Source organism: Streptomyces sp. NPDC046805 (assembly GCF_040645355.1).
Classification (GTDB): domain Bacteria; phylum Actinomycetota; class Actinomycetes; order Streptomycetales; family Streptomycetaceae; genus Streptomyces.
Window position 1 is genome coordinate 51,646 of record NZ_JBEYYC010000026.1, and the last position, 13,986, is coordinate 65,631.

General features: G+C 69.1%; 12 protein-coding genes and 3 pseudogenes. 9 read left to right on the forward strand and 6 right to left on the reverse strand.

Annotated elements, in window-relative coordinates; translation table 11 throughout:
• Positions 1–2: 2 nt before the first annotated feature.
• Positions 3–233: pseudogene (locus tag ABZ910_RS25740) on the reverse strand (flavoprotein); the annotation flags it as partial.
• 3 nt (positions 234–236) lie between these two features.
• Between ABZ910_RS25740 and ABZ910_RS25745 the strand changes: the two are divergent.
• From ABZ910_RS25745 to ABZ910_RS25760, 4 genes and pseudogenes are all read left to right on the forward strand, one after another.
• Positions 237–347 (forward strand): annotated as a pseudogene (locus tag ABZ910_RS25745) (AraC family transcriptional regulator); the annotation flags it as partial.
• A 639-nt stretch (positions 348–986) separates the two neighbouring features.
• Positions 987–1,397, forward strand: a complete 411-nt coding sequence (locus tag ABZ910_RS25750) for a hypothetical protein (RefSeq protein ID WP_361369242.1) — start codon at positions 987–989, stop codon at positions 1,395–1,397.
• 402 nt (positions 1,398–1,799) lie between these two features.
• Positions 1,800–2,366: a GNAT family protein gene (locus tag ABZ910_RS25755; protein WP_361369363.1), complete on the forward strand. Its 567-nt coding sequence runs from the start codon at positions 1,800–1,802 to the stop codon at positions 2,364–2,366.
• Between the two features lie 178 nt (positions 2,367–2,544).
• Complete coding sequence (locus tag ABZ910_RS25760; RefSeq protein WP_361369244.1) at positions 2,545–2,910, forward strand: DUF4440 domain-containing protein; 366 nt, start codon at positions 2,545–2,547, stop codon at positions 2,908–2,910.
• 322 nt (positions 2,911–3,232) lie between these two features.
• On the opposite strand, the gene ABZ910_RS25765 is transcribed toward ABZ910_RS25760, so the two are convergent.
• Positions 3,233–4,564 (reverse strand): MFS transporter, encoded by a 1,332-nt coding sequence (locus ABZ910_RS25765; RefSeq protein WP_361369246.1) that lies wholly within the window; start codon positions 4,562–4,564, stop codon positions 3,233–3,235.
• Positions 4,557–5,834 (reverse strand): M20 family metallopeptidase, encoded by a 1,278-nt coding sequence (locus ABZ910_RS25770; RefSeq protein ID WP_361369248.1) that lies wholly within the window; start codon positions 5,832–5,834, stop codon positions 4,557–4,559. Before ABZ910_RS25770 ends, ABZ910_RS25765 begins: the two co-directional genes overlap by 8 nt.
• Positions 5,835–5,961: 127 nt before the next feature.
• Here ABZ910_RS25770 and ABZ910_RS25775 point away from each other — a divergent pair, with 127 nt between their 5' ends.
• Positions 5,962–6,966 (forward strand): Lrp/AsnC family transcriptional regulator, encoded by a 1,005-nt coding sequence (locus ABZ910_RS25775; RefSeq protein WP_361369250.1) that lies wholly within the window; start codon positions 5,962–5,964, stop codon positions 6,964–6,966.
• A 132-nt stretch (positions 6,967–7,098) separates the two neighbouring features.
• Here the strand turns inward: ABZ910_RS25775 and ABZ910_RS25780 are convergent, their stop codons facing one another.
• Entirely contained in the window at positions 7,099–7,602 is a 504-nt protein-coding gene (locus ABZ910_RS25780; protein ID WP_361369252.1) for a hypothetical protein, read from the reverse strand.
• 50 nt (positions 7,603–7,652) lie between these two features.
• Here ABZ910_RS25780 and ABZ910_RS25785 point away from each other — a divergent pair, with 50 nt between their 5' ends.
• On the forward strand, positions 7,653–7,811 hold the full coding sequence (locus tag ABZ910_RS25785) for a hypothetical protein (RefSeq protein ID WP_361369254.1): 159 nt from the start codon (positions 7,653–7,655) through the stop codon (positions 7,809–7,811).
• Positions 7,812–7,938: 127 nt separating this feature from the next.
• On the opposite strand, the gene ABZ910_RS25790 is transcribed toward ABZ910_RS25785, so the two are convergent.
• A complete protein-coding gene (locus ABZ910_RS25790; protein ID WP_361369256.1) occupies positions 7,939–8,790 on the reverse strand; it encodes a class I SAM-dependent methyltransferase in 852 nt (283 codons plus the stop codon).
• Between the two features lie 153 nt (positions 8,791–8,943).
• On the opposite strand from ABZ910_RS25790, the gene ABZ910_RS25795 reads away from it, so the two are divergent.
• Complete coding sequence (locus tag ABZ910_RS25795; RefSeq protein ID WP_361369258.1) at positions 8,944–9,381, forward strand: glutaredoxin domain-containing protein; 438 nt, start codon at positions 8,944–8,946, stop codon at positions 9,379–9,381.
• Between the two features lie 822 nt (positions 9,382–10,203).
• Positions 10,204–12,681 (forward strand): FG-GAP-like repeat-containing protein, encoded by a 2,478-nt coding sequence (locus ABZ910_RS25800; RefSeq protein WP_361369259.1) that lies wholly within the window; start codon positions 10,204–10,206, stop codon positions 12,679–12,681.
• 72 nt (positions 12,682–12,753) lie between these two features.
• On the opposite strand, the gene ABZ910_RS25805 is transcribed toward ABZ910_RS25800, so the two are convergent.
• A complete protein-coding gene (locus ABZ910_RS25805) occupies positions 12,754–13,215 on the reverse strand; it encodes a pyridoxamine 5'-phosphate oxidase family protein (RefSeq protein ID WP_361369260.1) in 462 nt (153 codons plus the stop codon).
• Positions 13,216–13,728: 513 nt separating this feature from the next.
• On the opposite strand from ABZ910_RS25805, the pseudogene ABZ910_RS25810 reads away from it, so the two are divergent.
• Positions 13,729–13,949, forward strand: a pseudogene (locus tag ABZ910_RS25810) (transposase family protein); the annotation flags it as partial.
• Between the last annotated feature and the right edge of the window lie 37 nt (positions 13,950–13,986).

A 13,986-nucleotide genomic window follows, 5' to 3' on the forward strand; every position in this document is an offset into this window, starting at 1 on the left:
TTTCAGGCGGCCCGGTGCATGCGGCGGGCGGTGCGCATGCCGTCCCAGCGCTTGGCCGCCGGCGCGGGCAGCTCGAACTGGTCGAGGATGCGGGCGGTGATGTGGTCGACCATGTCGTCCAGCGAGGCCGGGTGGTTGTAGAACGCCGGCATCGGCGGGACGATCTGCACGCCCTTGCGGGCCAGGTCGAGCATGTTCTCCAGGTGGATCTCACTCAGCGGCGTCTCGCGGGGGGCGCGCAGCTGGGCTTCACGGATGCGAGCGACTTCACCAAGTTCTTCCGGCGCCGGGACGGACGCACACCGGTCCAGTTCCGCACCCAGGCCCGCGGCACCGCGCTGCACTGACCCATCGGCCCCTGAGCGAACAAGGAACCAGGGACACGACGAATGCCCCGGCCGGAACCCTGCCGGATGGGGGTGAACGAGACCAAGACGGGGACCAGTTGGCTCGTCAGGAACGGTCTATCGAGGTGCTTTCCGTTGTTCTGATCCACGCCGCTGACGGCGGGCTTACGCGGGGTGCTGCGCCGGCTGTTGCGGTAGTTGTCGCTCGGTCCCTTACTGCGTTCTGGAATTCCCGCTCCCTCAACTCCAGCCAGGGCATGGGCGAAAGCGGGGGCAGGATGGGCGGCGCGGGCACTGCCGGGGATCGAGGCTCGCCGGTGTTGCGTGTCAGTGCCGGCCCTTGCGGTGCTCCCTCACAGTCAGGCGTATGGAGAACGCCCCGAGCCGGACCGCGACGACTTCTTGCTGCCCACCGGGCCCGGTCGCGTCCCAGGGCTTCGTCATGCCCGGCGATATCCCAGCAGGTCAGGGCGTGGGACGGTCCACAAGTGCCTCAATCAGCAGCGATTGCTGTTGGAGAGCGGGATTGTCCGGCAATGTCGGTGATGCAAACCGGGCGGCGCGGTCCACCCCGCGCCGCCCTCACCACGACAACTCATACAGGGGGCTCCCCATGTTCACCCGCTCACGCTGGGACTCGTGTCCGCCGGCGCGCTGCTTCTCACGAGCGGCACCACGCTGATCAGCGGAGGCATTGCAGCAACCCCGGCAGGGGCTGCCACACAGTCCGCAAGCTCTACTACGGCCTCACAGGCCCAGGTGACTCCGAAGAGTTCGATTCCCCGTACGACACTTTGGATTCACGGCAAGGCCGCCCACGTCTGGAAGACCTGGTACCACTACAGCAAGGGTGGCTACAAGGGCCACTTCGGGGCCAAGTCCGTCAACGCCAACGCCTTCGTGATTGCGGAAATTTATTGGAACTCGGGTCGCCACCAAATCCTGAACGTCAAGCCCAACTCCACACACGTGTACTACGGGGCGAAGAAAATCTATCTCAGGGTCTGCGACATGCACGGTCAGACCATGTACTGCAGCGCCAAGTGGTGACTGGCAGACACATCGCTCACCTGTGCGCGGCCTGGCGTACGACCTACGGGGAGTACCCGCCCGGCCCGGGGGCCCGGCCTTGATCTGCGGATCAGGGCCGGGCCCCCGCGCTCGACGTCAACCCGGCCGACGCCCGTGCCCTATCCACGTTCCTGACCAGACCCGAACCGCTGCCTACGCCCGCGCAATCGCCGGCACCGTGACCCCCGGCGACGCCGTCGCCGACCGCGACCTGGGCACTCATCACGCTGATGCCCCGGAGACTCACCCCCCAAAGCCCCCAGAGCAAGTGGACGAAGAAGGCCTGACTGCCAGCTCTGGCAGGTTCGAACGCAGCCGATACGATCTGCCTTTTGACGTGCACGGCTGACAGCGCCTGCACATGACGAAGTGGTGGACACCATGGGCGACATGTGGACCGGTGAGAAGGTACGTCTGAGAGGTGTCGAGCCGGAAGATTGGGAGGGCTTTCGCGATCTGGCCAAGCACACTGTCGATGCCCGCAAGGCTGACCTGGTCGAGCCTCCCCGCTCCGAGGAAAGTTTTCGTGCCTGGACTGCTGAGCGTGCTGGGCGTCCACCAGGAGGAGAAGCATTCCGGCTGGTCATCGAGACACTGGCCGATCGTGCGTTTGCAGGCTCCGTGACAGTCGGAGAAACCGACAGCCGTGCAGGACGATTCCGGACCGGCATCGTGATCACCCGTGAACACCGCCGCAAGGGCTACGCGGCTGAAGCCACCGAGCTGATCCTCACCTACATGTTCGCCGAGCAGCGCTGCAACAAATGTGAAGTAGAAGTCTACGCATTCAACGATGCCTCCCTTGCTCTCTACCGCGGTCTGGGTTTCGTCGAGGAGGGACGGCTTCGCCAGCATGAATTCTTCGCCGGCACCTACCACGACGTGGTGCTACTAGGCATCACCGCCGCCGACTACTGGGCCACGCACCAACTCCCATCAGTGCGCTGACCTGCCACAATCCTCACCGCAACTGCCTCACAGGTTTCCTTCGTCCTGCCAGAAAGACCACGGCGACGACTGGGATCTCAGACAGGCACTCACGAGTTCCGACGGCGCCTTGTGCCGGTGCTGCATCCCGCGCACCGTGCGCTGTGCCTCCGGGCAGGGGTGTCCGTAGGGTTTCTTCATGACGGATGAGAACCAGCGGGCCGTGCAAGAGGCCATTCAGGGGGAACTGCGGCTCCTCGATCCCGAGGTGCGCGCCTGCCCGGATCGCGTCCTGACGCTCCTGGACCCGGAGTTCACCGAGATCGGGGCATCCGGACGCCGGTGGAATGCGGAGTCGATCCTCACCGTGACCAGCAGCGGCAGCATCTCCCGGCAGTGCCCGGTCAAGGTCAGCGAGATGTCAGGAACCGTCCTTGCACCAGGCATCGTCCACCTGACCTATCTCGCCGACAACCAAGGCCGCCGAGCATGGCGCAGCTCCCTGTGGCGTCTCACCGACAGAGGTTGGCGGATGTACTTCCACCAGGGCACTCTCACCCACTGACCACATCAGCGACCGCCGCCCACTCCCGACATCGGGGCGGAGGTGGGTGTCCAGGGAACACCCGGTTCAGGCCTGACGTGTTCGGTCGGCTGTCGGCTGTGCCGGCCTGGCGCCAGGAGGTCGTGAGCGGTGGCGCGGTCGTCGGCCGTGCGGTCCGGCGCCTGTTCGCGCACGGCGTTGTCCGCCCGCTTGCACGGTCGACGTGGTCCGGCAGTCTCTGTCCCATGTATGTGCGGGGCAGAGACTGCCGGTTTGAGGTGGACGTATGGGCCGGGGCCGGTATCGGTGTCGTGTGCGGGGCGGTCGATGCTTCAGGGAGTGTTCAGTGCAGGGCGCGAGCGCGGGTTTCGGGGATGGTGGCGGCCACAGCTGAGGAAATGAGCAGGAGGACGGCGATGTAGCCGGTGAAGTAGGTGCTGCCCAGTTCGGCGCCGATCCAGGTCTGCAGGTAGGGCGCGGTGCCGCCGAAAACGGCGACGCACAGGGCGTAGGGCACGGCGACGCCGACGGTCCGGATGCGAGTGGGGAAGAGTTCGGCGTACACCGCGGGTGCGATCGCCGCGCCGGCCGCGATGAAGACCATCGCCACGGCCATGGCAACGCCGAGTTGCCAAGCCTGGTCGCCTATAAGGGCGTTGAGCGGGAAGATCACCGCCGCCATGCCGAGGCCGCCGGTGAGCATCACGGGCTTGCGGCCGATACGGTCCGACAGCGCGCCCCACAGCGGGAGGGCCACGAGGAAGACGACGTTGGCGGCCAGACCTGCCCACAGGGCGGCTGCCGGGTCGAGGTGGCGGGTGCTGATGGCGTACTGCGGGGCGGAGACGGCCCAGGCGTAGTAGACGACGGTGAGGCCGACCGTCATGCCGATGACCTGGCAGGCCTGCTTGCGGTGGGCGACGAGGGCCGGCCACATCCGCGGTCGCACCGTCTGCTCGGCCTGCTCGGTCTGCTCCTGCTGGTGCTGCCGGCCTGAGGCCTTCTCGAAGACCTCCGTCTCGTTCATCCGCCGCCGCATGACGAGGGCGTAGAGGCCGAAGAGGCCGCCGAGGAGGAACGGGACGCGCCAGCCCCAGGCGGTCATCTGCTCCGGAGTCAGCAGCGAGGTCATGGTGGCGCCGAGTGCGGTGCCGGCCATGATGCCGAGCGTGCCGGAGACGTAGATGAGGCTGGCCCACAGTCCGCGCCGCTCGGCGGGGGCGGTCTCGGCGACGTAGGTCTGGGCCGAGGGGAGCTCACCGCCGTGGGCGAGGCCCTGGGTGAGCCGCGCGATCAGCAGGATGAACGAGGCTGCGGCGCCGACCTGGCCGTAGGTGGGTGAGATGCCGATCAGGATGCTGCCCGCCGCCGCGGCGCCGACCGAGAGGGTCATGGCGAAGCGGCGGCCAGTGCGGTCCGCGATCCAGCCGAAGAGGAAGCCGCCCAGGGGGCGCGCGGCGAAACCGACCGCGAAGATCGCGAGGGTGGACAGGATCGCTGACAGGCCGTCGGTGTGGCGGAAGAACTGCGCGGCGAGGAACGGCGCGAAGATCGCGTAGATGTTCCAGTCGAACCATTCGAGTGCGTTGCCGACGCCGGTGCCGACAAGGGTCTTGAGCCGGCTCTGTGGGGGTGCCGTCTGCTGCCGGGTGAGGGGGTGAGCGGTGTCAGCCATGTGCGCGTCCCGTCTGTGTCGTGCCGGTGGCCGGGAGGGCAGGGCGGGGTGTGCCGTGGGCGAGGCGGCGCAGGGCCAGTTCGGCGTAGAGAGCGGCGCCGTCGGGGAGTACGGCGTCGTCGTAGCGGGCGTGCGGTGAGTGGTTGAAGGGGGCGCGCTCGGGGTCGATGCCGGTAGGGACCGCCCCGAGGCCGATGAAGCCGCCCGGTACGGCGCCGAGCACGCGGGAGAAGTCCTCCGAGCCGGCGAGGGGGTGGTCCAGGGTGTGGTAGCGGTCGGCGCCGAAGATTTCGCCGACGGTGTGGGCCACGTGCGCCGTCTCGTCGGCATCGGTGACGGTGAGCGGGTATTCCGCCCGGTAGTCGACGTCGACGTCCACGCCGTGCGCGGCGGCGATCCCGCGCAGCAGCCGCGGGGCGGTCTCCATCATGCGTTCGCGGGCGGCGGCGGAGAACGTGCGGACGGTGGCTTCGAAGGTGGCGGTTTCCGGGATGACGTTGCGTCGGGTTCCGGCGTGCAGGGAGCCGACGGTCACCACGACGGGGTCGAAGATGTCGAAGGTGCGGGTCACCATCGTCTGCAGCTCGGAGACCATCGCGGCGACCGCGGTGACCGGGTCCTTGGCCCGGTAGGGGGTGGAGCCGTGGCCGCCTGCCCCGCGGACCGTGACGTACAGGCCGTCCGAGGCGGACATGATGGTGTTCGGCCGGGAGACGAACTGGCCTTGCGGGACGGCTCCGGAGAGGACGTGCAGGGCGTACGCGGCATCGACCGGTCGGCCCGCGGCCTCCAGCACGCCCTCGTCGAGCATGACGCCGGCGCCGTCCCAGCCTTCCTCGCCGGGCTGGAACATCAGCACCACATCGCCCTGGAGCCGGTCGCGGTGCTGGGCGAGCAGACGGGCCGCGCCGACCAGCATGGAGGTGTGCAGGTCATGCCCGCACGCGTGCATGACGCCCTCGGCCTTCGACGTGAAGGGCAGGTCGCCCGCTTCTTGTACGGGCAGCGCGTCCATGTCCCCGCGAAGCAGGACGACGGGGCTGTCCGCGGCACCGCGGCCGTCCGGGGCGGTCGCGGTGCCGCGGAGCACGGCGGTGACCGAGGTGGTGTTCGTGCCGGTACTGATCTCCAGCGGCAGCCCCTCGAGGGCGGCCAGCACCTTCTGCTGTGTACGGGGCAGGTCCAGGCCGATCTCCGGCTCGGCATGCAACGCATGGCGCAGGACGGCGAGTTCACCGCCCATGGCCTGTGCGTCTTGAAGCACGTTCATCTCAGTCGTCCTCCGGGTGTGGTCCAGGTCATGCTGCATTCGAGTGGTCGACAGTGTGAGATGTGAGGGCACTTGGGGTGTCGCATCGCTTGATTCGCGCAGAAATGCCTTCCGGAGCAGGGGAATTGTGATCGCTGTACTCGAAGAGGAGGACCTGGCGCTCATCAACGCCCTGCAGGTCGCCCCGCGGATCAGCTGGGCGGAAGCAGCGCGTGTGCTCGGTTCGACGGCGGGCACGCTGGCCGCGCGGTGGCAGCGGCTGCGGGAAGAAGGTCTGGCGTGGGTCACCGCGCACCCGGCGCGTGACGTGGTCGTCGCCTTCGTCGAGGTGGACTGTGCTCCCGGCGCGCGCCCGGCCGTCGTCCGCACGCTGTGCCAGGACCCGCGGGCCGTCACGGTCGAGGAGTCCGCCCGCGGCCGCGATCTGCTCCTGACCGTCATGGCCCCGGATCTGAGCGCGCTGACCGCCTTCGTGCTCGATGACCTGCCCCAGGTACAAGGCGTGCAGCGCTACCGCACCCACCTGGCCAAGGAGGTGCACCGGCAAGGCGGTGACTGGCGGCTCGACTCCCTCGACCGGCAGCAGCTCGCCGCCCTGGAGTCGGCCGGCCGACGCTCGCGGACCGCGACCGCGGTGACACCGCCGGCCGACGCGTGGCCGCTGATCGAGGCTCTCGCGACGGACGGCCGGCGTACCGCCGCGGACCTGGCGAGGATCACCGGTCGCAACCCGGCCACGGTCCGCCGGCAACTGGCCCGGCTGCTTGCCTCGCAGGTACTGACCTTTCGTTGCGAGGTGGCGCAGGTGCAGTCACGCTGGCCCATCTCGTGCACCTGGCTGGCTCGCGTCCCCGCGCCCGAACACGAGCGCACCGTCACGGCCCTGGCCACCCTGCCCGAGCTACGGCTGTGCGCCTCGACCACCGGTGACACCAACACCATGTTCACCGTCTGGACGCGCTCACTCACCGAACTCCTCCACATCGAACGCCTGCTCGGGAACAGACTGCCCTGGCTCAACCTCGTCGAGAGCGCGGTGACGCTGCGTACGGCCAAGCGGCTGGGCTGGCTGCTCGACACGGACGGCCGCAGCACGGGCGAGGTCGTCGCCCCCACCGCGCTCCATCCCTGAGCCGGGATCCCTTCACACTCACCTGGATCGTGAAGCGCCGGGCCCGGGTTTGGGCCGGAGCCCCGATGCGCGCCCGGGCGGGTGCGGGCAAGGGCGCGGCGGCGTGAGCATCCCGCAGCGGCGTTGCGTCCGTCAGCGGCAGGGTGCCTCCACGTCCAGGCCCTTCAGGTAACGGTCCCGTTCCCGGGCAGGCAGGGGCTGGCTCACCAGGCCGCACAGCAGGTCGTGCCACGCCTCCACGCCGACCGTGCGGCGGACGACCTTGTGGTCGGGGCCGAGGGTGAGGATGTCGTTGGCGGGGCCGGGGACGACCTGCACGCCCTTGTCGGGCTGCACGGAGTCGGCCGGGGGGTCCGTGGTCCAGACGTCGAGCTGATCGCCGCTTTTCGCGTCCAGGACGCGTACACCCTGGGTGCTCTCGGTTGTGAAGCCCTGGAACGGCAGACTGCCGTCCCCGCTGAATGCCACGTCACGAGTGTCGTGCGGCAGGGCCTCGGTGGCGCGCACGTGCCGGCCGGAGTCGAGCCGTACGAGGTACTCGTTGCTCTCCCAGTCGGCGAAGGCCGCCTGTTTCCCCTCGTGGTCGACGCCCCCAGCCCGTCCTGACCTCGGGACGGCCTGCCGGACGCTGGACACTTCTGCCCTCAGGTCCCCGCTGCGGCCAACTCGCTCTGCCCGACACGCTGATGGCCATCTACGTCCTCAGCCACCTGCCCAATGCCGAGCAACTGCCCTGGCGCGCCCAGCGCTGCCCGATGCACGCAGCCGCCGAAGCCGCACCCGATCTCGCCCTGGCCGGTTGGCAGGTCTTCGCCCCCCTGCTGTACGCCGCCCTGGCTTCGTAACTGACGTGTGACACCGTTTATCACCGAGTCCGGGCAGCACTTGATGATCACAGGGCCGGAAAATGTCGATGAGAACTGACACCGGTCAGGTGCTTACGTCCTCGGTGGGGAACCGGGAGAAGGCGCCCTACCGGCGGACCGCCGAGATCAGTCCGCCGGGCCGCTCCTCGCGCTGCGGCGGGGTGCTGATCGGGCGGCCGTAGGCGGCAGCGCGCTCGCGCAGGGTGTGGCTGCCGGCCTCCCAGCCGTGCCCGGCCAGCCAGCCCACCGGGTCGTCGGGCATCTCCGAGACCCACATGGACGCCGCCGATCCTGGCACGGCGTCCGCGCCGAAGCGCTCGATCACGCCGCGCGAGCCCAACGTCAGCCCTATCCGACTGCCTGCCGCCGACTGCGCGCTGATCCGGGCCAGCAGCAGTTCCACCGTGTCCTCGGGCAGATAGATCAGCAGTCCCTCGGCGATCCACGCGGTCGGCACCGCCGGGTCGTGCCCTGCGGCGGCCAGCGCGCCTGGCCAGTCCTCACGCAGATCCACCGCGACGGTGATCCGCTCGCAGCGTGCGACGGCCCGCTCCTGGCGCAGCACCGAAGCCTTGAAGTCCAGTGGTGCGGCGGTGTCGACCTCGAAGAGCCGGGTGCCCTCGGGCCAGTCCATCCGGAAGGCCCGGCTGTCCATGCCGGCGCCGAGCAGCACGACCTGCCGGACACCGGACGCGACGGCCTGCTGCAACAGGTCGTCGAGGAACTTCGTCCTGATGACGATGGAGAACGACACGGCCAGCCGGCGGCGGCGCGCGGCCTCGTCATCGGGCAGCGGCGGCGTGGAGGGCCACAGGCCGCCAGCGGTGGCGAAGGCCTGTGCCAGTGGGTCGCGGAACAGCGCGTTCTCCCGCTCGGTCTCCAGCGCCCGCACCCTGGCCACGCCCACCGCCGTGGCCCACACTCCCGACGGCTGCACCCGCTCCTGCTCATCAGTCACCGCGCCAGCTTATAAACCCTGAACTTTTCCCGGAACTGCCCCCGCACCGAACCCTGGCCGAGCATGCCGAAGGCCGCCTCAGCGTCTGGCGAACACCCTGGTGAGCGGGTTGGTTCGAGGAGCCTTTTCGACTCATCGATAGCCTGCGTCACCATGATGCGCGCTTGGATCCTGCCGATGCTGCTTGTGCTCTGCGGCTCAGCTGTCGCGACTGGGCTGATCTTCAAGGGGAGCCCCGGAACAGCCGCAGCACTCCTGCTGGCGTTCCTGGCGCTCGCGGGCGTGAACTCGCCTCTGATCTTCCCGAGGTCGATCGGTGGGCGGGAGGCACAACGCCGCAGCGCGGTCGACGGCCGGCCGGTCGTCTTCTGGCGGCCGGGCTGCAAGTACTGCATACGACTGCGCATCCGGCTGGGCCGCAGCGCCCGCCAGTTGCATTGGGTCAACATCTGGAGTGACCCGGCAGGAGCCTCAGCGGTGAGGGCAGCCAACGACGGCAACGAGACCGTGCCGACCATCGTCGTGGCGGGCCAGCCACACACCAACCCCGATCCCGGATGGGTGCGCGAACAGCTCTCCCCTTCCGCGTGATCAGAAACCGCGCCCTACGGAGAACCGCCCGCAGACCCAAGCGGACAGAGGTTAAAAGACAAGGTGAGAGCTCCCGGCCAGGGTAGGCGTCTCCTTTCCCGTCACCACCACACGTCGCGGCACCGCCAGATCGACGTGTGTCGCCCCGTGGCCTTGCGGTGAACCAGCACGCCGAAGATGTAGAGCGGCTTGAGGAGCCACCAACCCGCCCACACCTCGAAGACGGCTGCTGCGCGACCATGTTCTTCGGGTCTTTGTGCGTACTGTTGGTGACCTTCACCGCCAGGTTGTACGAGTACGGGTCGTTCGTGAACAGATCGTCGCGGCCGCCCTGCGTGAGCTTCACGCACCACGCCAGCCTCGGGAAGGACCCCGGCAAAAACGCTCCCTCGGGTCATGAAGTCACGGCGCGGCTGCCCTGGCACACGTCCACACGCGTCACTCCAGCCGGCGGACCCGCCACGGTGACCGTGCAGTTGGGCGCCACGGGCGGTCACGCCTCCTGCCGTCGTCGACCTGCGGGGGAGAGAGATCCAGACGGCCACGGCCTCAGGGCCGTATGGCCGTGCGACCGCACGGCGGATATCCCGCCCAAGCAAGGCTGAGTCCTTCGTGCCGGGCGGCCTTGCGTGTACGGGGTGTGACACACGGGCCGCCTGGTGCGCTGGAGTCGAATACAAGGCACGACATCCGGATGCAAGCCGGATACACCAGATACAGGGGCGGGAATCCTTGACGAACAGCAAGCAAACGGGATTTGGCAGACGTCGGCTGCCGCGGCAGAGACTCCGCAAGGTCGCCCTGCCCTCCATCGCCTCGGCAGTGATCGCCTCCGGAGCGCTGGCCGCCCTGGCGATCGGCAGCACTTCTTCCCCCGGGGGCTCCGGCCGTCCTGCCGCGCTCAACACCCTTGCCATGCAGGGCTCGTCGGCCACGGCTCGCGAACGGCAGCAGACCTCTACCGAGGATTTCTCGATGGTGGGTGTGAGCTGGCCCTCGGCCAGGACGCGGCTCAGCGGCTCGGTGGAGGTCCGTACGCGAGCCGTCGGCAGCGGAACGTGGAGCGGCTGGCGCCCGCTCGAAGTCGCCGACACGGCACCCGACTTGGGCCGTGACGGATCGGGCAAGGGGCTGCGTGGCAGTACCGAGCCGCTGTGGGTGGGTCCGTCCGACGGCGTCGAGGCCCGTGTGCGGGGGAAGCGGTCGCTGCCCGCGTCGATGCGGCTGGATCTCGTGGATCCGGGCACGGGGCCGCGTACGAGCAGTGAGCCCGCTGCCTTCGCCGCCGAGACCACGAGCCCCTCGCCGTCGCCGACCTCGGTCACCGGCCCGCGTTGCCTGGACGGGCTGTCGACCCCGCCCGCGACTCCGGCCACCGGCCCCGTCCCCAAACCGGCGATCATCTCCCGTGCCGCCTGGGGCGCGGACGAGTCGATCGTGCAGTGCCCGACCGTCTACAGCCCGACCATCAGGGCCGTGGTCGTCCATCACGAGGCGGGCAACAACAGTTACAGCTGCGCGCAGTCCGCGGCCATCGTCCGTTCCATCCAGGTCTTCCATGTGAAGACCCAGGGCTGGGGCGACATCGGCTACAACTTCGTCGTCGACAAGTGCGGGCAGATCTTCGAGGGCAGCAAGGGCGGCGTCGACAACCCGGTCAAGGCCCGTCACACCCTCGGCTTCAACCCCGAGACCGTCGGCATCTCGCTGCTCGGCAACATGGAGACCGCGAAGCCGACTCCGGCCGCGCTCGCCGCGATCGCTCGTATCGCCGGTTGGAAACTCGGTCTGTACGGCGCTGACCCGCTGTCGAAGACGACGCTGACCGCCGAGTTCGACAACGGCCGCTACACCGCGGGCCAGCAGGCCGAGACCGACCGCATCACCAGCCACCAGGACCTGATGCCGACGGCCTGCCCCGGAGCCAACCTGCACGACCGGCTGGCCGACCTGCGCAAGCTGGCCACTTCCCCGACCGCCTCCGCCGCCCGCCCCACAGCCGACGTGAACGGCGACGGCGCCGCCGACCTGGTCGCCGGGCTGCCGACGAACGGCAGCGGCAGCATCACCCTCGTCCCCGGCTCGCTCACGGGGCCGTCCGCTGCCGCCAAGAAGGCACTGAGTCAGTCGAGTTCGGGTGTCCCGGGAACGGCCGAGAGTGGTGACGCGTTCGGTGCGGCTACCGCCGCCGGTGACCTCAACGGCGACGGCTACGCGGACCTCGCCATCGGATCCCCGGGTGAGGACGACACCTCGGGCCACGCCGACCGCGGCGCGGTCACCGTCCTGTACGGCCCTGGTCTCACCTCGGGCTTCACGTACACCACGACCGGTACCGCCGCGGCCGGCGCCAAACTCGGATCCGCCGTCGCCGTGGGCGACTTCAATGCCGACGGCAAGGCCGACGTCTTCGCCGCGGGCACCGGCAGCGGCGGCAGCTGGAACGCCCGACTCACCGGCGGCGCCACACAGTACGGCACCCTGACGACGTCCACGGCCTCACTCGCGTACGAGGACGCCGCAACCGGCGACTTCAACGGCGACGGCTACGCGGACGTCGCCCTCAACTACCGCGACGCGAGCGGTATCGGGCGTGTCGTCTGGTTCAAGGGCGGCGCAGGCGGGCTCAGCAAGGCCGGGGCCCTGTCCGTGAAGGGCGGCCGCTCGATCGCCGCCGGTGACCTCAACGGCGACGGGACCGACGACATCGCCGTGGGCCAGCCGTACACCGCCGAGTCCGGCGCGCACGCGGGCGGCCAAGTCACCGCCGTCTACGGCACTTTGGGTACGGGTCTGAGCGCCACCGGCGCGACGGTCGTGCACCAGGACACCACCGGCGTACCGGGCGCGGCCGAGTCCGGCGACGCCATGGGCGCCTCCGTCTCGGTCGGTGACTACGACGCCGACGGTTACGCGGACGTCCTGACCGGTGTCCCGGGCGAGGACATCACACGCAGCGCGGTGAACCAGTCCAACGCGGGAGCCTCGATCCTGCTCAAGGGCAGCGCGACCGGCGTCACTGGCACCGGTGCCCAGTCGATCTCCCAGGACACCAGCGGCGTACCCGGCTCCACCGAGACAGGCGACAGCCTGGGCTCGTCCGTCTCCCTCACGGACCTCTCCGGGTACGGCCGCGCCGACCTGACGATCGGTGCGTCGGGCGAGGACACGGGCACCGGCACGCTGCTGTTCGTCCCGAGCAACAGCACGGGCCTGGGCCTGTCGACGTCCACGTCCTACGGCTCGGCCCAGCTCGGCACTCCGGCCGGGGCGCATCTGGGGACCACCTTGGCGCCGTAAGGCACGTCACCGAACTGATGACGACGGGCGGTCCGGCACTCAGCCGGGCCGCCCGTCCACGAGCGACGGCCATTATTCCAGCCACATCCCGTCGCGCATGATGACTCTCCCGCGTAGTTCTGGCTCGCCGCGCCAAGCGCGCACAGTCCTCGGGACCACGCGCACATACAGAAAAGAACCCTCTTCCACGCGTGGATCCCACCCGAACTTGTCGGCGAACGCCTCCGCTGCGCCTCCGGGCACCTCCTGGTCCGGGAAGCACTCCGCCTCACCCTGGAGGAGCACCACGTCGAAGGTGTCCGGTAGCGACAGGCGCACGCGCGGCTCTTCACGGACGTTCCGCGCAGTCACGGAAGTGGCGCTGGTGCACATCCACACTGCCCGCCCATCCCACAAGAACCACAGCGGCACCTGGTGCGGCCCGTGATCAGGGTGAGCCGTCGACACCCATACATCCCGCTCGGTAACGAGCCGCTCCAGAGCGTCGCGCCTACGCTCCGCCGTCTGGCGACGAACGATTCCCGTGGTCTCCATGAGGATCGACCCTAGCCAGGCGAGCGCGAAGCGCGCCTGAGGCGCAGGACCTACTCCCAGCGACCGATGCACCCCTCAGCTTTTGGCTCGGGGCGGCCTTCGGTGCTCAGAGTGGTCAGCGGAAGTGCTCAGTCACACTTGTCTTCGTGTAATGGCTTGCTCGTGATCGCGCCTGGTGGCTGCGTCGCCAGGCGGACCAGCCGAGCCGGTGGGCCGGGACGTGGCGGATGCGGCAATCGGGGGCAGGGGCGTGGTCGTCGAGCTGTACGTCCGCCGGTTCCGGTGTCTGACCCTCAGCTGCGCTGCTGCTACGTTCGCCGAGCAGATCGAGGTGCTGACCAGGCCACGCGCGCAGAAGCCCCCGCTTCTGCGGTCGGTGCTGTTGTCCATCGTGTGCACGCTCGACGACCGTCCCGATGGCCGCCTGGCCGCCATGCTGGGTATGCGTGCTGCGAAAGACATCCTGCTGCAGCTGCTGCGGGCCGTGCCCGACCCTTTTGAAGGTCATGTGCGGGTGCCGGTCCCCACGTCACCACCGGCCTCAGACGCCCGCACGGCGGCGAGCTCACCCCCACCCAGCGCACCGTCAACCGTGCCCTCACCCAGGCCCGAGCTCCCGTCGAGCGTGGCATGGCACAGCTGAAGTCGTGGCAGATCTTCCACAGTTCCCGCACTGGCCCAACCGCATGACCGTCATCACCAAGGCCGTCCTCACTCTGGAGAGGCAACGCTGAAAAGGCCCAGTCGTTGTTCTAATGCCAACATTGGGAC